Source organism: Streptomyces sp. NPDC031418 (assembly GCF_055581605.1).
The window spans coordinates 172,671-194,024 of sequence record NZ_JBVIJC010000011.1 but is presented as its reverse complement, the minus strand read 5'-3'; the positions used below and the strand labels follow the sequence as shown (position 1 = coordinate 194,024).

The following is a 21,354-nucleotide window of genomic DNA, read 5'->3' as shown; positions in this document are numbered from 1 at the left end:
CCTCGTCCGAGGCGGCGTCGTCACCGACCGCGACCTCGCCGTACGCGGGCTGGACGCGGCGACCACCGTCTTCCGGTGCTGGACGGGCGCCCCTCCCCTCCCGCGCCGGTTTCACCAGCGGACGGCCGTGAAGTCGACGGGTCGGGGCCGTAGCAGCCGGGTGCGGTCCGCGAGGCCGTGCAGCCGGCGGGACATCTCCTCGGCGGGCAGCCGGTGCCGGTCGCCGTGGCCCGGCAGGACCCACTCGAAGCGGATCCGTCCGGCTGTCCTGGTCAGGGAGCGGGCCAGCTCCTCGATGGAGTACCAGGTCACGCTCTCGGCGACTTCGAGATCGCCGGTCGTACGCGACCAGTAGAAGCTGTCGCCGCTGAAGCAGTACCGGTCGTCCGCGAGGTAGAGGACGCTGCCCTCGGTGTGGCCGGGCAGCGGGTGGGCGGTGACGCCGGGGGCGATCTCCATCGGTTCGAGCCCGCGGATCACCTGGTCGGCGTCGGGGACGGCGTCGAGGTCGCCCTCGTGGATCCACAGCCGGGCACCGAAGTGGTCGGCGTAGCGGCGGCCGTGGGCGACATGGTCGCGATGGGTGAGCAGTACGTCGGTGACGGGGCCGGACGCCGTGTAGCGGGCGGCCAGCGCGCTGCTCCAGCGGGGGGTGTCGATCATCATGAAGGTGCCCGACGGCCGCCGCAGGAGGTAGGAGTTGGCTCCGGCGGTGCGGGTCGAGTTGTGGCCGCAGATCAGCACGCCGTCGTCCAGAGCCAGCGGGAACGGGTCGAGTGCCGGGTCCGCGTGCCCGGCTCCCGGGCGGATGGAACGGGTGTGGCAGGCGAACACGGCGGCGTGTAACCGGCGGTTCTCCGTCTCGTTCTCGGGCTGGCGCAGCATCCGGGAGCGTCCGTCGGCCTCGCCGATCAGCTCGGGTGCGAACTGCCGGGCGACATCGCAGTTGGTGCACCGCTCGTCGACGTACCAGTGGTCCATGTCAGGACTCCTTCCGGGAAAGCGGCCCCGACGGGGCCGCCCCGTCAGGGATATCCCTATCCGGGGGTGAACCGGTAGGCCCTGCCGGTCTTGTATGTGACGCTGCGTGCTGCTCTCTCCTTCCCCTCATGGTGCATTTTGACCCGTTTTCTCCGCCCTCACGCATCACCGAGCGCCCCCTTGTCCCGGTCCACCGCGGGGTGGGCGCGTAGGGTGCCGGGATGATCGAGGTACCGGAGACGTTCGCCCGGAGCACCGTCGCGCGCGAGGGTGCGGCCGGAGCGGCATGGATCGCCGAACTGCCGGAGATCCTGGAGGAGTTGCTCGCGGGCTGGGGGTGTGTGCCGGACGGTGGCGTGCTGCACGGAGGGGTGGGTGTCGTCGTCCCGGTGCGGCGGCGGGACGGATCGCCGGCCGTGGTGAAGGTGTCGTTCCCGCATCCCGGCAATGTCCACGAGCCGGACGCGTTCGCCGTCTGGGGCGGGCGGGGCGCCGTTCTGCTGTACGAACGCGACGACGACCGCTTCGCGATGCTGCTGGAGCGCGCCCGGACGACGACGCTGGCCGACGCGGAGGACGGCGACGAGCTGGTGACGGTCGCCGGCCGCATCGGGCACCGGCTCGCCGTCCCCGCCCCGCCCGGCCTGCCCCGGCTGCGGGAGCGGGCCGACGCCTGGGAGGAGGAGCTGCGCAAGGACGCCGTGGAGCCGGGGCACGGCCTGTCGGAGCGTACGGTGGACGCGGCGGTGGCGACGGTACGCGAGCTCGGTCGCAGTCAGCCCGACCTCCTCGTCCACGGCGATCTCCACGCCGGCAACATCCTGCGCGCCGACCGGGAGCCCTGGCTGGCCGTCGACCCCAAGGGCTGTGCGGGCGACCCGGCCTACGACGCCGGCGCGCTGCTGAAGTCACGCGCGCTCGCCCTGGTCGCGGAGGACGACCCGCGGCGGGCCGTCCTCCGCGTCCTGGACGTCTTCGCCGACGCGGCGGAGCTGGACCGGGTGCGGGTACGGCGCTGGGCCCACTTCCATGTCGTCCAGGCCGTGTTCTGGGGCCGTCGGCACGGCTTCCGCATGGCCCGCGGCGGACCGGAGCGGGACGGCCTGGTCGCCTTCGCGGCCGCGCTGGCGGAGCTGCTCACGGACGCAGCCTGACCGTCCCCCGTACCCGTCACCGCCGCGCGGGTGGCCCGGCATCCCGTACGACCAAGCCACCCCGCGCCCCGATATCCGTCACCGCCGCGCCGGCGGCTCGGCATCCCTTACGACCAAGCCACCCCGCCCGCCGGTATCCGTCACCGTTGCGCGGGTGGCCCGGCATCCCGTACGACGAAGCCGCCCCGCCCGTCGAACCGCACCTCGCGCACCGCGTCGAACCCGTCCGCCGTCGAGGGCCTGCACAACCGCTGGAGCGTGCCCAGCACCCCGACGTCCGGCACCCTCTCCCGGCCCTCTCGGGCGGCGTTGCGCCGCAGCGAACCGGCCACGTCCGGCGGGAACCAGTACGCGGTCACGGTGGCCCCGTACGCCCGGGCCAGCTCCACCAGCGGGCGCCACTCCAGCGGCGAGGGGTTGGTGTTGTCCACGGCCACCGACCGGCCCGCCGCCAGGTGCTCCGCGATCAGCCGGAGCTGCCGGTCCTGCTTGTTCCTGGCGCCGCGCGGGAACAGGCCCTTGCTGACCAACTCGTGGCCGCCGGCCAGGCACTGCCCGTAGAAGGTGGACTTGCCGGAGGCCTGCAACCCGACCAGCACGGCCACGTCCGTCGCTGTCGCCATGCCGCACACGATGCCACGCGTCCCGCGCCGTCCGCTCGCCCGGGCCGGCCCTCGGCCCTGCGGTGTAGGTCCATCGGCTCAGGCGCACCGCGCGGGCCGCGGCTAGTTGAATGAGTCCCAGGGCTCGCAGCCAAAGGCCACCAGCGAGCGGTGACACATGTCCCTGCCATCGCTCGCCCAGCGCGCGCAAGGCGTTCCCGGCGTCCTGGCGGTCAGCGGAAGGTACGTGACGCATGTCTCAGCAACTCGGAGGACGTCTCGGTCGGGAGCCCAGCGGGGGAATAGCCTTGAGTCTCCAGTGACTGGAGACAGCAGAGTGGGGGACATGGACGGTACGACCCTCTACTCGATCGGGGAGCTTTCCCGGCGGACCGGCTTGCCCGTGAGGACCATCCGGTTCTACTCCGATTCGGGGGTGGTAGCGCCGACCACCCGAAGTCCCGCCGGTTATCGGCTTTATGACCTCGACGCACTGCTTCGTCTGGAACTCCTCCGCACACTGCGCGAGCTGGGCGTGGACCTGGCCACGATTCAACGGGTACTGGACCGCGAACTCTCGGTGGCGGAAGTCGCCACGGCGCACGCCGACGCCATGGACGTCCAGATCCGGATGCTGCAACTGCGTCGAAGCGTTCTGCGAGTCGTGGCCAGACGCGGGTCCGATCCTGAGGAGACCAAGCTCGTGCACAGGCTCACGCAGTTGTCCGGCGAGGAACGCCGACGTCTGATCGACGATTTCATGGATGGCACCTTCGGCACAGTGGATGCCGACCCGGCCATGGCGGCCATGGTTCGCGCTGCCACTCCCGACCTCCCCGATGATCCGTCCAGCGAGCAGGTCGCCGCGTGGGTGGAACTCGCCGAACTGGTCGGCGACGAGGACTTCCGGGCCCGGCTCCGCCGAACGGCCATGTTCCAGGCCGCCGGGCGCACGCTCGAGATCGAGAGCGAGGCTGGCGAGGAACTGATGGAGTACACCCGTCAGAAGGTGGCGGAGGCCCTGGAGTCGGGCATCGACCCACTCAGCGACAGAGTTGCACCCGTCATCGACGACCTCGTGCACCGCTTCGCCGAGGTGTTCGCACGCACCCCTGACACGGAATTCCGGGACTGGATGGCCCAGCAGTTCGAAGAGGCGCACGATCCCCGGGTGGATCGGTACTGGCGGCTGGTGTGGATCGTCAACGGCTGGCAAATAGTACCGAGCCTGATCCCGGTGTACTCCTGGCTCATCCAGGCCCTGCGAGACGACCGCGACGCATAGTCACCGCAGTGGAAACCGTCCTGGAGCCCTGAACGAGTCCATGGGATTGCCTGCGGACATGAAGCGAGGGCGTCCATGATCCGTTTGTGACGACAGACCTGGGCACCCTCGCGGTGATGTCGGCGTTGCTCGGCTTCACCTCGGGGCGGCGGTGGCTGCGCCGCGCCCGCCGGGACTTCCGCCACCTGTTCCCGTACCTGCCCCAGCAGTCCGGCTACAACAAGCGGCTCCGCAACGCAACCGAGCTGATCAAGCATGCGATCAGGATGCTGGCGAAGGACACCTCCCTGTGGAGCGGTCGGACCTGGCCGGCTGGGCCGAGTACGGCTACTGCGCCTCGCACTCCCGGTACTTCTGGGGCCTGCGCCTGCACCTGGTATGCACGCTGGGCGGGCTGCCCGTCCCACTTGGAGCTGCTGCGTCCGGCCCGCAAGGGAGAGCCCGAACGGACCGGAGCGCACCTGTTCAAGCCGCTGCGGCAGACCATCGAATCGATCAACCAGACCTTCAAGGCCCAGCTCGACCTGGAACGACACGGAGGGAGAACCCCGCAGGGGTGATCGTCCGGGTGCTGTCCCGGATCCTGGCCCTGACCGCCGCAGTCTGGCTCAACGACAAGACCGGGCAGCCCGTCAAGCGATCGCTGACCACCTACGGTCACTGACCGCGACAGCACCCCTTGGGCTCATTCATCTAGGGTCGGCTGCCATGCACACATCCGAGACACATCTTCGTGGCAGGCCGGAGCGGAAACGGGACACACTGGCCCGGCTCGCGTCCGAATGGGACATCTGGCTGGCCACGGCCCACCCCGCGCACGGCCCGCACCAGGTACCGCTGTGGTTCCTGTGGGACGGCCGGGCGGTGTGGATGTGCACCGGCGCGGCCTCCGCGACGGCACGCAACGTCCGCGCCGAGCCGCGGGTGCGCCTGGCCCTGCCGGACAGCTTCGATGTGGTCCTGCTCGAGGGCGAGGCCGAATGCTTCCCCGACACGGAGGTCCCCGAGGAGGCCGCGGACGCCTTCACCGGGAAGTTCGGGTGGGACCCGCGCACCGAGGACAGCCCCTTCCTCTACATCCGTGTGGCGCCGCGGACAGTTCGTGCCTGGCGCGGCGAACGGGAGCTGCGCGGCCGGGTCGTGCTGCGCGACGGGGTGTGGCTGGACTAGTGCACCGGCCCGGTCGGTCTCAGCCGGCCGGGTTCCGCTCCCTGTCGACCACACGCTTGATGCCGATGACGACCCGGTAGCGCGGCCGGGTCGCGAACTCCGCCATCTCCCAGACCGCCGGGCGCCCCACCTCCGCACACAGATGCAGCACCCGCCCCTCGCCCACCCAGACACCGACATGGGCGCCATAGGCGTCGTCGGTGGCGTTGAACAGCACCAGGTCGAGCGGCCGGGCGACCGGTACCCGGGCTGTCGCCCGCGTGTCGGCCCACAGGTCGCTCGACCGCAGGGCGGGCGGAGTCAGGCCGAAGTGCCGGAGCACCTCGTAGGCGTACAGCTGGCAGTTCGCCCCCTCCGCCAGGCCGGGAAGGCCGGCCACCGCCGGGGACCCCGGAAACCGGGAGCCCACGTAGGGCACCGTCCAGAAGGCGGGCGGCAGTTCACACAGCACTGGCTCCATGAGCCCGTCGTCCCCTGGTCAGGGGGCCGGTGCCGTGGCGGCGTCGTAGGCGGCGCGGGCCGTGGCGATGTCGGCCCGGTGGCGCTCCGCCCAGCCGACGAGTCCGGCGAGGGTCGTGTGGAGTTCGCGCGCCATGGGCGTGAGGCTGTACTCCACTTTGGGCGGCACGGTGGGGTAGACGGTCCGCACGAGCAGGCCGTCACGCTCCAGCTTGCGCAGGTTCAGGGTGAGCATGCGTCGGCTGATGCCCGTGATGGCACGCTCCAACTCGGTGAACCGGACCGGCCCGTGTGCGGCGGCGACGAGGATGCCGATGCTCCACTTGCCCGCGACATGGTCGAGGACCTCGGTGAGCGGGCACGCCTCGTTGCTGACCTGGTCGGACACATCGGTGTGACTGCGTGACACGAAAGTGCCTCCTTCCGCCGCGCGTCATGGTTACAGAAGATGACCGCTGTAACAAGTCGTGCACCATGGAAGGGAATCCCCGTGCGCAGAACCAACGCAGCAGCACACCCGTCACGTTGGGCGGCACTGGCCGTGCTCTGTGCCGGACAGCTGATGGTCATCCTCGACGGGACCATCGTGAACGTGGCGCTGCCGTCCATCCAGCGGGACCTGGGCTTCTCCTCGTCGGGTCTCGCCTGGGTGGTCAACGCCTATCTGGTCCCCTTCGGTGGCCTGCTGCTGCTCTCCGGACGGCTCGGCGACCTCGTCGGGCGCAAGCGCGTCTTCATCGCCGGCCTGGGCCTCTTCACGACCGCCTCGCTGCTGTGCGGTGTCTCCCAGGGCCCGGCGGCCTTGCTCGCCTCCAGGTTCGTCCAGGGCGTCGGCGGCGCGGTGACCTCCGCTGTCACGCTGGGCATGGTGGTCACCCTGTTCCTGCAGCCGAAGGAGCGGGCCAAGGCCATCGGCGTCTACAGCTTCGTCCAGTCCGCCGGCGGCTCGCTGGGCCTTCTCGCCGGCGGCGCCCTGACCCAGACCATCGGCTGGCACTGGATCTTCTTCGTCAACGTCCCGATCGGCATCGTGGCCGCGTTGCTGGCCGGACGCGTGCTCGGGACCGAGCAGGGTGTCGGCCTCGGCAAGGGGACCGATGTCGTGGGCGCGCTTCTGGTCACCTCCGCGCTGATGATCGGCGTCTACGCCATCGTCGGGACCACGGACCACGGCTGGACCTCCGCACACACCCTGGGCTTCGGCGGCGCGGCCCTCGCCCTGCTGCTCGCTTTCGTCGCCCGCCAGGCCAGAACGCCCCATCCCCTGCTGCCGCTGCGTGTGTTCCGCTCACGCGATGTCTCCGCAGCGATGGGCATCCAGGCCCTCATGGTGGCCGGGATGTTCAGCTTCCAGTTCCTCTGCGTGCTCTACCTGCACAAGGTGCTCGGCTACGACGAGATACACACCGGTCTCGGCATCTTCCCCGTCTCGGTCGCGATCGGCGCACTGTCCCTCGGCCTCGCGCCCAGGCTGATCGCACGCTTCGGGCCCCGGGCCGTACTGCTTCCGGGACTCTCGTTGATCGCGGCAGGCCTCGCCGTACTCGGCCGCGTACCGGCGGGCGGGAGCTACGCCGTGGACGTCCTGCCCGCGCTGCTGCCGCTCGGCATCGGCTTCGGCCTCGCGATGCCGTCGCTGGCCACGCTCGCGATGTCGGCGGCCACGCCCGAGGACTCGGGGATCGCCTCCGGCATGTTCAACACCATGCAGCAGATGGGCAGCGCGTTCGGTCTCGCGGTCCTCAGCACGCTCGCCGCCTCGCACACGGATGCCCTGCTGAGCAGCGGGGCGAGCACCGCCTCGGCACTCACGGGCGGCTATCAACTCGCGTTCCGCGTCGGCGCGGGCCTCGTCGCCGTCGCTCTCCTCCTCGCTGCCGTACTGCTGCGGTCCGCCACCCCGGTACGACGTCCAGCGGTGGGTGAGCAGCCGGTCAGCGAGAACGCCACTCGCTGACCGGAGTAACTGCTCGTTTCAGAGTTTCTGAAGAGAAGGAGTCGCATCCGTGCCCGGTCCGGTCATGTGGGGTGGCGCTATTCACGCGACGCCGACCACGTCGGCCCCATGCCCCTCTGCGACCGCCCCGTCATTGCTGTGTCCGGACGCGCAGGGCCTGGACGGACCAGTCGAACACGGGAGCCAGACGCTCCGGGGCCGGCCAGCCGTTGACCACCGCGAGCAGCTGGAGATATCGCTCCCTGCGGGGGTCGCTGATGCTCTCCAGTCGGGTCGCCAGCCGGCGGCGAAGCTCGACGTCGTCGCGGCGGCCGAGGAGGTGCGCGTAGTGCGCGGTGAAGGCCTCGACGATCGGATCAGCCTCGGGCGAGGCCGGGTCGATGCCGGTGGTCAGGGCCGGGCCGGCGTGGTCACGGACGGCTGCGGCGATGTCGCGGCGCGGGACCCGCATGTCGCTCCGGGCCCGCTCGGCCGCCTGCTCCTCGGCCATCCGCCGCAGGGCGGCGCGGAAACCCGGGTCCATGGACATTTCAGCCAGTTCCACCCACGCCTGGAGCTGTTCTGCCTCCGGGTTGTCGGGCAACTCAGGAGTCATCGAGCGCATGGGCCCCGCGAATGCGGGGTCGGCGTCAAGACCGCCGAAGACGGCGTCGAGGAAATCGCCGATCAGGCGTCTGCGTTCGTCCTCGGAAAGCTGGGCCAGCCGGTTCATGAGTTCCGTCTCCTCAGGTGTGGATCCGCGCTCGGCCACTGCCGTCAGTACCGCGCGCCGCAGGCGCAGGACGCGGATCTGCACTGCCAGTGCTTCGGCGTGCGCCGCGGCGACCTCGGGAAGCGAGAGCTCGCGGTCCACGACCTTGCGGATCGTCGGAAGGTCGAGTCCCAGCTCGCGCAGGGTCCGCACGAGGTCCAGGCGTGCCACGGCGTCGACACCGTAGAGGCGGTAGCCGGCCGGGCTGCGGTCGGTCGGCGCCACGATTCCGCGATCGGAGTAGAACCGAATGGTCTTGACCGTGAGACCGGTCCGTCGAGCCAGTTCACCGATCGAGTAGAGCGTGTCGCCGTCCATGTCCCCACCTTCGTGTCTCCCCCTACGGGAGACTCAAGTCCCTTCGCCTGCCGGCAGGCAGCCACTCCTCACGTGGTCGGGTGACGCACGCCGAACCACTGCTCGGCGCCGTACTCCTGGAACCGCTCGACCTCGGTGAAGCCCAGTCTCGCCGCGAGGCGCATCGCCCGGTGGCTGGCGCTCCGGGTGGAGAGCACCCCGGGTTCGCCGGGCCGCGCGCCTGTGACCTGCTGCGCTGTGATGTCTGAGCCGTAACCGCGGTGCCCGGCGGTCCATGCCCAACCGGCGACCCAAAGTGGGTACGGTGTTGCTGTTATGGTGCTGGCCGAGGAGGTGGACGTTCAGTGGCAGCAGCTGGTCCTGCGCGAGCGACCACGGCATCGGGCCGGGGCCCGGGGCGTCCGCCCGTGCCGCTGGAGCGCATCGTCGCTACCGCACTGCAGATCGTGGACGACGAAGGGGCCGACGCTCTCTCGATGCGGACGCTGGCCCAGCGCCTGGGCTCGGGCACGGCGACGCTGTACCGGCATTTCGACAACCGGGCAGCGCTGGTCGCCCATGTCGTGGACCGCATGTTCGGCGCCGTGGAACTGAAGGGCGACGATCTCCTCGCGATGGGCTGGCAGCAAGCGCTGCGGACGGTCGCGCACACCATGTTCGAGGCCCTGGCCCGGCACCGGAACGCGGCGCGCCTGATGGTGGAAGAGATCCCCCTGGGGCCGAACGCCATGGCGCTGCGGGAGCACTGCGTCGCGGCGCTGCTCGACAGCGGCTTCCCGCCGCGACTGGCCGCGCACACGTATGCGACCGTCTCTCGCTACGTTCTCGGATTCGCCATACAGGTCAACGGTCATGGCAGTGGCGGGCGAGCCGACGACGCGCAACTGTCCGCCGTCTTTCAGAGCGTCGATCCCGCCTTGTTCCCGGCAACGGTCACCGTCGCCGAGTCGATGCCCGTTCCGATCGAGGACGAGTTCTCCTTCGGACTCGAACTCCTCCTCAGCGGGCTTGCCCACCTGCGCGACGACGCCTGACCAGCCAGGACGATGCGAACCTGAGGCCGCCCGCCTACGGCAGCTCGTCAGCGGAAGGCGAAGTGCTCGGCGTGGAGATGCCGGCGGGGGACGCCCTGGCGGTGGAGGGCGCGAGTGAGGTTTTCGATCATGGAGGCGGGGCCGCAGAGGAAGACGTGCGTGTCGGGGGTGATCGGTCCGGCCTGGGCCTGGATTCTTTCGACGGTCAGACGGCCGTGGCTGCGGCTGAACGTCGGGTGGAGCCGGAACTCGGGGCGGTGTGCTGCCACAGCGGTGAGTTCCGGGAGGAACGGGGCGTCTTCGGCGGTGGGGGCGCAGCAGAAGAGGTCGGTGCGGGGCGGCGCTGCGCCGGGGTGGGTGAGCCAGCCGAGGAAGGGCGCGATACCGATGCCCCCCGCGATCCATATCTGCCGGGGTCCGCCGAGGGTGTGGTCGAACATGCCGTAAGGACCCTTGAGGGTTGCCGGGTGTCCTTCACTCAGGTCCGTGTAGAGGCGGCGTGTACCGCGGCCCACGGCACGGATCGTGAGGCGCACCGAGCCGTCGGCCTGCGTTCCTGCGACGCTGAAGGGGTGTTCGTGCCAGCTGCCGACCCGCAGGTAGACGAACTGGCCTCCTGTCACGGGAAGGGTCGTCTCGCCGGTGGGCGTGAGGGTGAGGTCGAGGATGTCGGGTGTCGGCCGCTCGACACGGTGGACGGTGTAGTCCGCCCGGGGTTCCCTGTGCCGGAGCACCAGTTCGTCGTAGGTGTAGGCGGTCATGCCGATGGTGGCCGTGGTGACGTAGATCGCCAGGAGGGGCGTGGATCCGTTGATGATGAGATCGAGGAACCAGCCGTGCACCAGCGCCGACAGGAGCAGCAGGCCGGTGAGGCGGTGCAGGAACAGCCAGCGCTCGTAGGGCAGTCGGAGGATGCGGCCGACCCGGCCGAGTGAGATGAGGACGAGCAGCAGCAGGCCGATGACGGAGACGGCACCGAGGAGATGGCCCATCCCTACCGATGTGGGCCGGTGGGCGTAGCCGTACCGGCTCCCGTCGAAACCGGAGAAGAAGTGGAGGAGCAGGTGGGGGGTGAGCAGGAGCATGGAGCATACGGCGTACAGCTTGTGCTGACGGTACATGCGGTCCAGGCCTCCGAACCACTGCTCCAACCACATCAGGCGGGTGGCCAGCACCAGGGTGCAGGACATCAGGTAGACGGACAGGACTCCGGCGAACTCGCCGACGAAATAGACAGCGCCGAGGCCCTCTGGCCTGAGCCGGTCCCAGGCCAGATAGAGCATGACGGCTCCCGTCGTGACCGACAGGGGTCCGACGTGGCGCTTCTTCAGGCGCGCGTCCAGGGGGGCGCGTGCGATCCGGACACCGTAGATCGCTATCACGATCAGGACGGGCATCGTCTACCCCTCGGGGTGGGCACTGTGGACGAAGGGGCGCTGGTGAAGGCAGGCTGACCCTGCGGTCGCGGCTTGAGCGCCCTCGTGCCCAGGTGTGGCTGCGTTTCCCACCACCCCTAATATTGGCTACAACGTATCCGTTTAGCTGGTCTGGGTCCAGTGGTGCCATCGGATGCCCGTTGGCCAGCCCACCCGCGGCACTTCAGCCGAACAAGGCCGCGAGGTACGAGGCGACAAGCACCGCGCACACGACGGCTGGTGCGAGTTTGGCAACCGGGTCACCCTTGCGCAGGTGTACGACCACAGCTGCGGCGAGCAGCAGGAGAAGCCCGGCTCCCGCGAGGCCACCGAGCGGTGGCACGGCGGGGCCGAGCGCCACCCCGGCGACTCCTGCCAGTTGCAGCACGCCGATGCGGCGGTAGGCGGCGACGGAGAAGCCGGTCTCGGCGGCCAGTTCGCGCGCCTTCGGCAGTGCGAGTGCGTTGAGCACTCCGATCGCCCCGAAGACCAGGGCGATGGCGCAGGCGAGGGTGATGGTGAGGGTCACGAGGTATCTCCATAGCGTCGGCGTCGTCGAGTTGCCGGCCGGGTGCATCGCTCGGTGCCCAGACGGGCGATGTGGTCGACCGATGCAGCGGCTCGCCCTAGCGTAATAACGGAAACAGTGTAACCGTTATGATCGTCGGCGAAGCGGACCGCATCGCGGCGCCAAGAAGGAGAGCCAGACATGAGCAGTCCCCAGATGCACGTAGTCGCCGCGATCATGCGGTTGGCCCTCAAAGGCAAGGCTGCCCCGGACCTCGTGGTCGCGTCGAAGGAGCCACCTCGTCCGCCCGCCAAACTGGCACAGCGGCACGACGTGAGGTCGCGCCACATCGATGGTTTCGAATGCCACACCGTCAGTCCGCGCGGGCGCCGGGCGGAGCGATCGGTCGTCTATGTGCACGGCGGCGCCTACATCAGGCACCTCTCGCCCCGGCACTGGCAGTTGATCTCGCAGCTCGCGGATGCCGGTGTACGAGTCGAGGTGCCGCATTACGGGCTGGCGCCGAAGTACACCTATCGTCACGCATATCCCTTCGTCACTGCCGTTTACCGCGACCTGCTCAGCGACCTGGACGTCGGCCAGCTCACGATCATGGGCGACTCCGCCGGCGCGGGCTTGGCTCTGGGCGTGGCGCAGAGCCTGGTCGGCTCGGGTCTCCCCCAGCCGGCCCGAGTAGTACTGATCTCCCCCTGGCTGGATCTGACTCTGACCAACCCTGCGATTCCCGAGGTCGAAGCCCGAGATCCGTTCCTCACCACCAGCAGCCTGCTCGCCGCCGGACGTAGCTGGGCCGACGGGGACGACCCCGTCCAACCCCGGCTCAGTCCCGTCAATGGCCCGCTTGCCCCCCTGGCGCCCATCGACGTCTACATCGGCACTCGCGACGTGTTCTACCCGGACGTTCGGCGCCTGGAAGAACGGGCTGCTGCGGACGGGGCGGCCGTGAATGTCATCGTGTGCGAGGGTGCGGTCCATGCCTACCCGCTCGTCCCCGCTCCCGAGGGGCGTGCTGCGGCCCGCGCCATCGTGCGGTCCGTGGCCTCCTGAGCGGGTTGAGGGGCGATCTTCAGAGGCAGGCGGTCGAGCCGAGCGTCTGCCTCTTCTGCTGTGTCGGCTCTTCGGGCGCGTGGCCATCGCGCCGACGAGGCCGGGGTGTCGTGCGCGTCGGCGCTGTTCATGCGTGGGGGCCGCTGCGGTGTCAGCCGCGAGAGCCCGCGGGCCTGATGCTGCGCAGTAGCCGTTCTCCGGACTCGCGCAGCTGGTCCTTGACCTCGTCGAGGCCGGATGCGAGCAGGACGTGATCGCGTTTGCGCCAGGTGCCGGCGACCATCACGGCTTCGATGTTGGCGATGTCGGCGTGCAGAACCGTGGCGACCGGGTCGTGCGCCGGCCACAGGTTGAGCGCCCGGGCGTCGACGGCGACCAGATCGGCCTGCATGCCCGCCTCGATGCGGCCCACCTTGTCGGCCAGGCCCAGTGCCTTCGCTCCATCGACCGTGGCCCAGGCAAGCGCCTGTTTGCTGGTGACAGACGGTGTGTTGGCGTACATGCCGGTCGTCTGCCGGTGGTGGGCGTGGTCCAGGCTGCGCTGGTGGGCCAGGGCGATCCGGGCGGCGGTGAGGACCGATCCGGGTACGGCGGTGTCGATGTCGGTGCCCAGGGAGGGCGCCGCGCCCAGGCGCAGCAAGGGCCCCGTGATGGGTGTGCCGTGTCCTTGGCCCAGTTCGTTCTCCGGGGTGGTGGTGAAGGTGACGCCCGCCTCGACCAGCGTCTTCAGCCAGTCCGCGGGCAGGTCGGATCCGTGCACGACGTTGGTCAGGGGGCTGAACAGCCCGGCGTCGCGCACGGCTTCCCAGCCGGGTGAGGGTTCTCCGCCGCTCTGGTGCATCGAGACGACGAGACCGCGTTCCGCGCCGGCCCGGAAGTCGGCCACCGCGGTCTCCGGCGAGGAATACTGCGGCCCTTGCAGGGCCATGCCCAGGGTGAGGAGGGCATGCTCACGGACGGGGCCGTCGAGCAGCCGGTCGATCTCGGCGAGCGGGTGGGGCGTGTCCGGTGAGCGGTAGGGAGTGCCGTGCAGGAAGACGGCGCGGATCCCGGCCTGGAGCAGTCCCTCGACGGCCGCGTCGGCGTGCTCCGGGGAGAGTGCATTGTGGCACCAGTCGCCCACCGTGGTCGTCCCGCAGTTGAGCTGGTTCAGCGCGCCGGCCAGGTTGCTGATGTGCATGTCGGCCGGGGTGTAGTGCCCGACGCACTCGCCGTGGAGGTGGGTGAGGTACTGCATCAGCGTCCAGTCGGCGCCCGCGGAGCGCAGCGCGGTCTGCCAGGTGTGCAGATGGGCGTTGACCAGGCCGGGGATGATGACGCGGCCGGAGAAGTCGACGACCTCGGCGTCGGGCGCCTCGATGGTTTCGCCGACGGTGGCGATGGTCTCGCCGTCGACGAGGATGTCGACATGCTCGGCGTCCGGCCGGTCCGGCGTCATCGTGATGACGTGCGCCCCGCGCAGCAGTATGCGGCTCATTCAGTGGCTCCCGAACCGGGGAAGGTGTGGCTCGGCTGGGACATGGTGCGGGTCCTTGCCTCGGGCGTCATTGCCCGCACCGCGGCTTGTGTCGTGGTGAGGAAATCCGACGTGGCGATGTGCCCGATGTAGCCGTCGGGACGGATCAGCAGCAGCGTGTCGCCGGTCAGGCCGTAGGCGCTGCGCAGCGTGTTCTCGGGGTCGGAGAAGCCCGCGGGCGGCCCGACGGTGAGCCGCTTCAGCCGGGCGCCCGTCGTCGGCCAGTCGAGGAGTTCGAGGTCCCGGGCGGCGCCGGGGCCGTAGGCGATGGCGGTGAAGTGCGGTCCCTGGAAGAGGTGGAACAGGCGGGTCTCGGCGCCGTCGGCGCTGAGCAGTCGGGCGTCCGGGGCGCGGTCGCCCACGTGCAGCGTGCTGGTGTCGCCACGGTCGGCGGGGGCGAGCGGGCCGCCGTAGTAGGTCAGGGAGAGCTGCTGCTCGTCCTTGCCGCGTTTCATGCTGGAGGGGTCGAGCTTGGCGATGCCGCCCCACTTCTCCGTGGACAGGCCCAGGACCCCGGCGGCGATCGGCTGCCGCTCGGCCTCGTAGGTGCCCAGCAGGGCCGGGTCGGCTCCGGCGAGGACCTGGCCGAGCTTCCAGCCGAGGTTGTAGCCGTCCTGCATACCGGTGTTCAGGCCCTGGGCACCGGCCGGGGTGTGGACGTGCGCCGCGTCGCCGACGAGGAAGACACGCCCGCGGCCGTAGTGCTGCGCAAGACGGATGTTGGGCCGGAACACGGACTTCCAGTGGATCTCGTGCAGCTGGATGTGCCGGTTGCGGGTGTGGGAGTGGATCCGGTCGACGATGGCGCCGATCTCCTGGGGCGGCTTCTCGTCGGGCGTGAGCCGGATCATCCACTGGAACATGTCGCTGTGGGGCAGCGGGCAGGCGGCGATGAGCTTGCCGCCGAGGCCGGGCCACATGTGCCACCGGTTGCGAGCCAGGCCGCTGACGGAGGCATCCACGATCAGCACGCGGTCGGACTCGTCCGTCGTTCCCACGAAACCGATGTCGAGCTGCTTGCGCACCGCACTGGAGCCGCCGTCGGCCCCCACGGCATAGCGGGCGACGATCTCCTCGACCCCGTCCGCACCCACCACCGTGGCGACCACCGCGTCCTCGTCCTGCGTCAGCTCGGTCAGTTCCTTGCCGAACTCGACCTCGCGGCCGAGTTCACCGAGCCGGGCGTGCAGGGCGCGGTCCGTGCGGAACTGCGGGATCAGCCAGGTGTTCGGGTACGGGACGTCCGGGGTGGCCTCTTTGTGGGGGAACATCTTCCACGGCACACCGATGGGTCCTGCATGGATCCCGAGCTTGGGATAGATGTCGCCGCCGGCCAGCACGTCGTCGAGAGCGCCGAGGTCTTCGAGGACTTCGAGGCTGCGGGGCTGGATGCCCTTGGCGCGCGAGCCGTCGAAGGCGTGGGGGGACCTGTCGATGATCCGGACGTCGAGTCCGCGGCGTACGAGGTCGATCGCCAAGGCGGAGCCGGATGGGCCGGCACCGATGATCAGTACGTCGATGGCCTGCGGACTGTTCATGAGTCGAGCCTTTCGGTGCGTGCGGACACGAACGGGACGAGCTGATCGGCGACGTCGCGAGGCCGTTCGAACGGGGCCATATGCCCGCATTTGGTAATTACATGATGTTTCTGAGGCTTCAGCAGAGCGCGCGCCGTGTCGAAGTGCACCAGCGGCGTGACGTCGTCCTCGTCGCCCCACAGCAGCAGCGTCGGAATGCCCAGTGCCCCCGTCCGCCGGAAGAGGTCGTCACGGCCGGTGAAGGGCAGGTGCTGGAGGGTGTCGAAGACGGCGTACAGCGAGCCCTCGTAGCGGAACGCGTCGAGGACCATCTCGGTCAGCTTCGCGCCGAGCTCGGGGTCGCGGACGTTGTGCCCCAGGTGTCCCTGCAGGATCTGTCGGCCGCGCCGCCGGGCGATGAGGCCGGCCAGCCGGTCGTTGCGCAGGAGCCGGTGGGGGGAGGTCGGGCGGGGTTTCGCAAGACCGGCAGGGCCCACGATGGTGAGGGTGGAGACGGACGCGGGGTACTGGGCGGCGTACGTCATGCCGACCAGCGCACCCATGGAGGTGCCCACCAGGTGCAGGGGCCGCGCCGCCAGGCCGAGCCGGTCCGTCAGCTCGGCCAGCTGCCGCGCGAACAGCGTCTCGTCGTATCGCGCCCGTACCCGGTCGGAGTAGCCGCGGCCGTAGGCGCTACAGGTCAGCGTGCGCAGCCCGCGGGCGTGCAGTTCGCTGACGAGGCCGTCCCAGTAGCACAGCGGGATGGTCAGACCGCCCGCCATCAGGACCACATCCCCGTCCTCGGGCCCCGTCAGCTCGTAGTGGGTGACGCCGTCGGACAGCTCGACGAAACTGCCGCGCAGCGCCCCCCGCGAGTCGGCGGTGAGCTTGCGGTCCTCGCCCGGGGCGACGAAGTACTTCATGGAACGGGCCTCCTTGCCCTCAGTTCGCGGGGGTGTCGGCGCAGGAGCCGAGGAACGTCGCGATCGCGTCCGCGACCCACTGCGGTTCCTCCTCCGGCAGCAGATGTCCGCCGTGGGGGTGGACGAGCTCCTGGGCGCCGGGGATGTCGCGGGCGAAGTGCTGGCCGTCGATGCTCGCGCTCCGCAGCACCAGCGTGGGCACCGTGATGCGGGGGATCTGCGCGCTGCGGTCCGGCTGGTCGGTGTTGCAGAAGTCGACGAAGGCCGAGCGGTTACCGGGGCGGCTCATGAGCTGATAGGCGCGGTCCACCATGACGTCGTCCACGATCTGCGCATACGGCCCGACGGCCTCGCGCAGGCTGCGTTCAACGGCCCCGCGCGGCATCACCCGCCTCAGCAGGGGCCGCACCAGCGGGTTGCGGGTCAGGCGCATCCCCGCGGGCACCGTCTTCTCCGGGTAGCCGGTGGCATTGACCAGTACCAGTCCGGTCAGCCGCTCCGGATGATCCAGCGCGAGGTTCCAGGCGATGTTGCCGCCCAGGGAATTGCCGGCCACCGCGTAGCGCGGCACGCCCAGCGCCTCCAGGAAGCCCGCCACTGTCGCGGCGTACGCCGGGATGCGGTAGTCGCGGTCCTTGCGCGGGCCCGTCAGTCCGAACGCCGGCAGGTCGGGACGGATGACATCGAACGCATCCGACAGCAGATCCGTCGCGCGGTCGAAGTGCTGCAGGGATGAGGCACTGCCGTGCAGCAGTACGAGTGCCGGGCCGCGCCCAGCACGCTTGTAGTGGATCCGCAGGCCGTCCACCTCGACGAACCGGGAATCGGGCTGGGGCTCAGACCAGGTACTCATAATGGATACACTGTTACCGATATGATGGGCGTGTCAAGCGGAAGCCCTCGCCTGTTACGGCCACGGTTCACCCAGGCCGGCCGTACTCGCCGCTGTACTGGGCGGGGCCCGGCACCACGACGGGATGTAGTACCTCCGCCACACCCTCCTGCCCCAGATCGTCGATGCCCCGCACCTGCCATGACCGCGGCCGTCGACCGGGGGCGCCTGCGCGACGACGCCTCAGCCGAGACGTTCGCCATGACGACCGCTCCAACAGACCGGGAGTGCTTCATGTTTGATGTCTGTCGTCCTTGTTGACCGAGGGTGCGCTCGACGGCACGGACTGGTCTCTGCGCTTCGGTCCTGGACGGAGGTGGCGAGGGCCAGTGGGCGACGTGAGTGGATGGATTCGTGTGCTTGCGCCGCGTGGCCGGAATGTGTTGTCCCGGTCGGTGCTGCCCCCGGCCCAGGTCGACCGGCTTGTCGACCGGGTCGGTGAGGGCCCGGTGGCCTGGGCCGTCGGGCTCGGCCAGGGCATGGCTGATCACGTGAGCACGCAGATCCCGCAGCTTGGCGTGGACGGCCTCGTGCAGGAGCTGCGCAAGGGATGTGAGGCCGTCGCGTTGAGCGTGGTGGCTGCGCTGGCCGAGAACCCCGGGGTCGCGCCGGAGCCTCCGGCGGAAGCGCTCATGGGCGCTGTGGAGGCTGTGGGCCGGGGAGTCGATGTCGAGCACCTGTTGCAAAGCGTCCAGGTCGGACATGCCTACGCCGTCAGGGAGCGCCGAGGCCCTGACCGCGGTCGAAGCGTACTTGGAGATGTCGTACCACATAGGGCGTCGCCCCAAATCCTCCTCCGCCGTACGACAACAGCTCACCGACGAAGTCAGCGGCCTACTCGCCCGGATGTCCTTCCACCAGGCGTGGCTCCAGCGCAAATCAACTCATTCTGAAACGATCAGTAAGGACACCGCACCCGCAACAGCGGCCTGGTTTATGCGAGTTCACCTCAGCCGTCCCTCGCTGATCATTAGGCTGCTGCCATGACGGACGGCGCCCGGCACGGCCGGAGGTGCGGTGCCGTGCCGTCGGACCGTCCACCCGGGAGATCGGAGAACGCCCCATGTCCCTCCTCCCCCACCGCCCGCACGACGGTGTCTTCGATGTCGCGGTGATCGGCGCAGGCATCGTCGGCGCGGCCGTCGCACGCGAACTGTCCGGCTACGACGTCTCCGTGGCCCTGCTGGAAGCCCGCGACGACGTGGGCGACGGTACGAGCAAGGCCAACACGGCGATCCTGCACACCGGGTTCGACGCCGTACCGGGCACCCTCGAGGCGCGGCTCGTCGCCCGCGGCCACCATCTGCTGCGCGCGTACGCCGACGCCACCGGCATCCCCGTCGAGCGTACGGGCGCGGTGCTGGTGGCCTGGAGCGAGGAGGAACTGCGGGCGCTGCCGGGGCTGAAGGAGAAGGCCGAGGCCAACGACTACCCGCACTGCCGGATCGTCGGCGCCGACGAGATCTACGCCGCGCTGCCCCACCTGGGCGCGGGTGTGCGCGGCGGACTCACGGTGCCGGACGAGTCGGTCATCTGCACCTGGACGACCAATCTGGCGCTGGCCACGGACGCCCGGCAGCGCGGCACCACGATCCTGCTCGGCCACGCGGTGACCGGTGTCGGCACCGGCGAGGAGACCACCACCCTGCACACCGCGGTCGGCGAGGTGCACGCCCGCTGGGTCGTCAACGCGGCCGGGCTCGGCGCCGATCACCTGGACCGGCTCTTCGGCCACGACCGGTTCACCGTGACCCCGCGCCGTGGCGAACTGTTCGTCTTCGACAAGCTGGCCCGCCCCCTGGTCGACAGGATCGTCCTGCCGGTGCCGTCCTCCCGCGGCAAGGGGGTCCTCATCTCCCCGACCGTCTACGGCAACGTCATGCTCGGTCCGACCGCCGAGGACCTCACCGACCGCACCGACACCGGCACCTCCGAGGAGGGCTTCGCCTTCCTCCTCGCCCACGCCGAACGCCTCATGCCGCGGCTTGCGGCCGAGGAGGTCACGGCGAGTTACGCCGGTCTGCGCGCCGCCATCGACCGCCCCGACTACCTCATCGAGGCAGACCCGGACCGGCGCTATCTCCTGGCCGGCGGCATCCGCTCCACCGGGCTGTCGGCCGGCATGGCCATCGCGGAGCACGCCCGCGAACTGCTGGCGGAGGCCGGACTGGAGCTGCGGCCCCGCGCCGACCTGCCGGGCCCGCCCCGGATGCCCGCCATCGGCGAGGCCGCCCGCCGCCCCTACCAGGACGCCGCCCTCATCGCCCGGGACCCCGCCTACGGCAGCGTCGTCTGCTTCTGCGAGCGGGTCACCGAGGGCGAGATCCGTGACGCCTGCCGCGCACTCGTCCCGGCCCGGAACCTCGGGGGGCTGCGCCGCCGCACCCGGGCCATGAACGGCCGCTGCCAGGGCACCTACTGCGGTGCCACCGTAGCGGCCCTCCTCCACCAGCACCGCACCCCCGACGACCGCCCCGGCCCGAGCAAGGACGACCGCCGATGACCCAGCAGCCGCCCCTGATCACCCCCGACGTCCTCGTCGTCGGCGGCGGACCGGCCGGTCTCACCGCCGCCGCCGAGCTCACCGCACTCGGTGCCGGACACGTCCTCGTCGTCGACCGCGAGGAGACGGCGGGCGGCATCCCCCGGCACAGCGGCCACACCGGCTACGGCCTGCGGGACCTGCACCGCGTCCTGACTGGCCCCGCCTACGCCCGTCACCTCGTCCGCCGGGCCGCCGCAGCCGGGGCCGAGATCCGTACCCGCACGATGGTCACCGGCTGGGCCGACGAACACACCGCCGAGGTCACGAGCCCCGGCGGCCGGTACCGGATCCGGCCGCGGGCCGTCGTGCTGGCCACCGGCGCGCGGGAGCGGCCGCGCGCCGCCCGCCGTGTCCCCGGGGACCGGCCCGAGGGCGTCTACACCACCGGCCAGGTGCAGCGCCTGGTCCATCTGCACGGCAGGCCCGTGGGCACACGTGCGGTGATCGTCGGCGCGGAGCCGGTCAGCTGGTCCGCGGCGCTCACCCTGCGCGGCGCGGGCTGCACCCCGGCCCTGATGATCAGCCAGTACCCGAGGGCGGAGTCGTACGGCGCCTTCACCGCGGTCGGGCGCACGGTGCTGGGCGTGCCGGTCGCCGTCCGCAGCCGCGTCGCCCGGATCCTCGGCAAGGGCCGCTGCGAGGCCGTGGAGATCGAGCACCTGGACACCGGACGGCGCCGCACCTTCCCGTGCGACACGGTCGTCTTCACCGGCGACTGGCTCCCCGACCACGAACTCGCCCGCACCGCCGGCCTCGCCCTGGACGAGGGCACGCGCGGCCCGCTCACCGACAGCGCGCTGCGCACCAGCCGGCCCGGCTTCTTCGCCGCCGGCAACCTCCTGCACCCCGCCGACACCGCCGATGTCGCCGCCCTGGACGGCCGGCACGTCGCCCGCCGGGTCATGGCCCATCTGCACGGCGCGCCGCAGCCGGCGCCGGGTGTGCGGCTGATCGCCGAGGCGCCCTTCCGCTGGGTCGCCCCGCAGCTCCTGCGCCCCGGCGACCCGGCGCCACCGCGGTCCCGGCTGCTGCTGTGGAGCGACGCGTACGTCCGTCGCCCCCAGGTCCACGTCCAGCAGGACGGCCGCGTCCTCACCCGCCGCACCCTGCCCTGGCCCGCGTCCCCCGGCCGCGTCTTCCGCGTCCCCTCCACCGTCCTCGCGGACGTCTCCCCCGCCGGCGGGCCGGTCCACATCGGTCTGTGGGAGGGACCGTCGTCCCGAGGGACCTCCTGACGATGTCCGCCGGACGCCCGCCCG

20 protein-coding genes and 2 pseudogenes are annotated in these 21,354 nt (G+C 70.6%); 10 read left to right on the top strand and 12 right to left on the bottom strand.

Features of this window, described 5'->3' with window-relative positions:
- Nucleotides 1-111: 111 nt before the first annotated feature.
- A complete protein-coding gene (locus ACZ5CZ_RS18505) occupies nucleotides 112-981 on the bottom strand; it encodes an MBL fold metallo-hydrolase (RefSeq protein WP_385846390.1) in 870 nt (289 codons plus the stop codon).
- Nucleotides 982-1,202: 221 nt separating this feature from the next.
- On the opposite strand from ACZ5CZ_RS18505, the gene ACZ5CZ_RS18500 reads away from it, so the two are divergent.
- Nucleotides 1,203-2,135, top strand: a complete 933-nt coding sequence (locus ACZ5CZ_RS18500) for an aminoglycoside phosphotransferase family protein (protein WP_468943938.1) — start codon at nucleotides 1,203-1,205, stop codon at nucleotides 2,133-2,135.
- Between the two features lie 140 nt (nucleotides 2,136-2,275).
- Here the strand turns inward: ACZ5CZ_RS18500 and ACZ5CZ_RS18495 are convergent, their stop codons facing one another.
- Nucleotides 2,276-2,758, bottom strand: a complete 483-nt coding sequence (locus ACZ5CZ_RS18495) for an AAA family ATPase (protein WP_468943935.1) — start codon at nucleotides 2,756-2,758, stop codon at nucleotides 2,276-2,278.
- A gap of 325 nt (nucleotides 2,759-3,083) precedes the next feature.
- On the opposite strand from ACZ5CZ_RS18495, the gene ACZ5CZ_RS18490 reads away from it, so the two are divergent.
- The 3 genes and pseudogenes from ACZ5CZ_RS18490 to ACZ5CZ_RS18480 all read left to right on the top strand — a co-directional run bounded on the left by ACZ5CZ_RS18490 (nucleotide 3,084) and on the right by ACZ5CZ_RS18480 (nucleotide 5,192).
- The gene (locus tag ACZ5CZ_RS18490) at nucleotides 3,084-4,022 is read left to right on the top strand and encodes a helix-turn-helix domain-containing protein (RefSeq protein WP_468943932.1); all 939 of its coding nucleotides are present in this window, start codon (nucleotides 3,084-3,086) and stop codon (nucleotides 4,020-4,022) included.
- Nucleotides 4,023-4,090: 68 nt separating this feature from the next.
- A pseudogene (locus ACZ5CZ_RS18485) lies at nucleotides 4,091-4,686 on the top strand (transposase family protein); the annotation flags it as partial.
- A 44-nt stretch (nucleotides 4,687-4,730) separates the two neighbouring features.
- Nucleotides 4,731-5,192 (top strand): pyridoxamine 5'-phosphate oxidase family protein, encoded by a 462-nt coding sequence (locus ACZ5CZ_RS18480; RefSeq protein WP_468943930.1) that lies wholly within the window; start codon nucleotides 4,731-4,733, stop codon nucleotides 5,190-5,192.
- A gap of 19 nt (nucleotides 5,193-5,211) precedes the next feature.
- On the opposite strand, the gene ACZ5CZ_RS18475 is transcribed toward ACZ5CZ_RS18480, so the two are convergent.
- Together ACZ5CZ_RS18475 and ACZ5CZ_RS18470 are read right to left on the bottom strand one after the other, a co-directional pair.
- Nucleotides 5,212-5,652, bottom strand: coding sequence for a hydrolase (locus tag ACZ5CZ_RS18475; RefSeq protein WP_468943927.1), 441 nt, complete (start codon nucleotides 5,650-5,652; stop codon nucleotides 5,212-5,214).
- A gap of 18 nt (nucleotides 5,653-5,670) precedes the next feature.
- On the bottom strand, nucleotides 5,671-6,060 hold the full coding sequence (locus ACZ5CZ_RS18470; protein ID WP_385846383.1) for a winged helix-turn-helix transcriptional regulator: 390 nt from the start codon (nucleotides 6,058-6,060) through the stop codon (nucleotides 5,671-5,673).
- A 39-nt stretch (nucleotides 6,061-6,099) separates the two neighbouring features.
- On the opposite strand from ACZ5CZ_RS18470, the gene ACZ5CZ_RS18465 reads away from it, so the two are divergent.
- On the top strand, nucleotides 6,100-7,608 hold the full coding sequence (locus ACZ5CZ_RS18465; RefSeq protein ID WP_468943924.1) for an MFS transporter: 1,509 nt from the start codon (nucleotides 6,100-6,102) through the stop codon (nucleotides 7,606-7,608).
- Between the two features lie 130 nt (nucleotides 7,609-7,738).
- On the opposite strand, the gene ACZ5CZ_RS18460 is transcribed toward ACZ5CZ_RS18465, so the two are convergent.
- Nucleotides 7,739-8,677 (bottom strand): MerR family transcriptional regulator, encoded by a 939-nt coding sequence (locus ACZ5CZ_RS18460; RefSeq protein ID WP_468943922.1) that lies wholly within the window; start codon nucleotides 8,675-8,677, stop codon nucleotides 7,739-7,741.
- A 68-nt stretch (nucleotides 8,678-8,745) separates the two neighbouring features.
- Nucleotides 8,746-8,898: pseudogene (locus ACZ5CZ_RS18455) on the bottom strand (GNAT family N-acetyltransferase); the annotation flags it as partial.
- Between the two features lie 186 nt (nucleotides 8,899-9,084).
- Between ACZ5CZ_RS18455 and ACZ5CZ_RS18450 the strand changes: the two are divergent.
- Complete coding sequence (locus tag ACZ5CZ_RS18450; protein ID WP_468943919.1) at nucleotides 9,085-9,711, top strand: TetR/AcrR family transcriptional regulator; 627 nt, start codon at nucleotides 9,085-9,087, stop codon at nucleotides 9,709-9,711.
- A 47-nt stretch (nucleotides 9,712-9,758) separates the two neighbouring features.
- On the opposite strand, the gene ACZ5CZ_RS18445 is transcribed toward ACZ5CZ_RS18450, so the two are convergent.
- Nucleotides 9,759-11,108 carry a ferredoxin reductase family protein gene (locus ACZ5CZ_RS18445; protein WP_468943917.1) on the bottom strand — a complete coding sequence of 450 codons (1,350 nt, stop codon included), beginning with the start codon at nucleotides 11,106-11,108 and terminating at the stop codon, nucleotides 9,759-9,761.
- Nucleotides 11,109-11,310: 202 nt separating this feature from the next.
- Nucleotides 11,311-11,655 carry a DoxX family protein gene (locus ACZ5CZ_RS18440; protein WP_385846377.1) on the bottom strand — a complete coding sequence of 115 codons (345 nt, stop codon included), beginning with the start codon at nucleotides 11,653-11,655 and terminating at the stop codon, nucleotides 11,311-11,313.
- Nucleotides 11,656-11,835: 180 nt separating this feature from the next.
- Between ACZ5CZ_RS18440 and ACZ5CZ_RS18435 the strand changes: the two genes are divergently transcribed.
- Complete coding sequence (locus ACZ5CZ_RS18435; protein ID WP_468943913.1) at nucleotides 11,836-12,702, top strand: alpha/beta hydrolase fold domain-containing protein; 867 nt, start codon at nucleotides 11,836-11,838, stop codon at nucleotides 12,700-12,702.
- A 151-nt stretch (nucleotides 12,703-12,853) separates the two neighbouring features.
- Here ACZ5CZ_RS18435 and ACZ5CZ_RS18430 read toward each other — a convergent pair whose 3' ends face one another.
- From ACZ5CZ_RS18430 to ACZ5CZ_RS18415, 4 genes are read right to left on the bottom strand one after another with little or no spacing between them, the layout of a single operon-like run.
- Nucleotides 12,854-14,179 (bottom strand): amidohydrolase family protein, encoded by a 1,326-nt coding sequence (locus ACZ5CZ_RS18430; RefSeq protein ID WP_468943910.1) that lies wholly within the window; start codon nucleotides 14,177-14,179, stop codon nucleotides 12,854-12,856.
- The gene (locus ACZ5CZ_RS18425; protein WP_468943908.1) at nucleotides 14,176-15,756 is read right to left on the bottom strand and encodes an FAD-dependent oxidoreductase; all 1,581 of its coding nucleotides are present in this window, start codon (nucleotides 15,754-15,756) and stop codon (nucleotides 14,176-14,178) included. The genes ACZ5CZ_RS18430 and ACZ5CZ_RS18425 overlap by 4 nt, the downstream gene beginning before the upstream one ends.
- Complete coding sequence (locus tag ACZ5CZ_RS18420; RefSeq protein ID WP_385846373.1) at nucleotides 15,753-16,658, bottom strand: alpha/beta fold hydrolase; 906 nt, start codon at nucleotides 16,656-16,658, stop codon at nucleotides 15,753-15,755. The genes ACZ5CZ_RS18425 and ACZ5CZ_RS18420 overlap by 4 nt, the downstream gene beginning before the upstream one ends.
- Nucleotides 16,659-16,677: 19 nt before the next feature.
- A complete protein-coding gene (locus ACZ5CZ_RS18415; protein ID WP_468943905.1) occupies nucleotides 16,678-17,511 on the bottom strand; it encodes an alpha/beta fold hydrolase in 834 nt (277 codons plus the stop codon).
- Between the two features lie 518 nt (nucleotides 17,512-18,029).
- Here ACZ5CZ_RS18415 and ACZ5CZ_RS18410 point away from each other — a divergent pair.
- The 3 genes from ACZ5CZ_RS18410 to ACZ5CZ_RS18400 all read left to right on the top strand — a co-directional run bounded on the left by ACZ5CZ_RS18410 (nucleotide 18,030) and on the right by ACZ5CZ_RS18400 (nucleotide 21,330).
- Nucleotides 18,030-18,443, top strand: a complete 414-nt coding sequence (locus ACZ5CZ_RS18410; protein WP_468944204.1) for an RsbRD N-terminal domain-containing protein — start codon at nucleotides 18,030-18,032, stop codon at nucleotides 18,441-18,443.
- A 170-nt stretch (nucleotides 18,444-18,613) separates the two neighbouring features.
- The gene (locus ACZ5CZ_RS18405; RefSeq protein ID WP_468943902.1) at nucleotides 18,614-20,053 is read left to right on the top strand and encodes an FAD-dependent oxidoreductase; all 1,440 of its coding nucleotides are present in this window, start codon (nucleotides 18,614-18,616) and stop codon (nucleotides 20,051-20,053) included.
- Nucleotides 20,050-21,330, top strand: coding sequence for an NAD(P)/FAD-dependent oxidoreductase (locus ACZ5CZ_RS18400; protein ID WP_385846370.1), 1,281 nt, complete (start codon nucleotides 20,050-20,052; stop codon nucleotides 21,328-21,330). Before ACZ5CZ_RS18405 ends, ACZ5CZ_RS18400 begins: the two co-directional genes overlap by 4 nt.
- The last annotated feature ends 24 nt before the right edge of the window (nucleotides 21,331-21,354 follow it).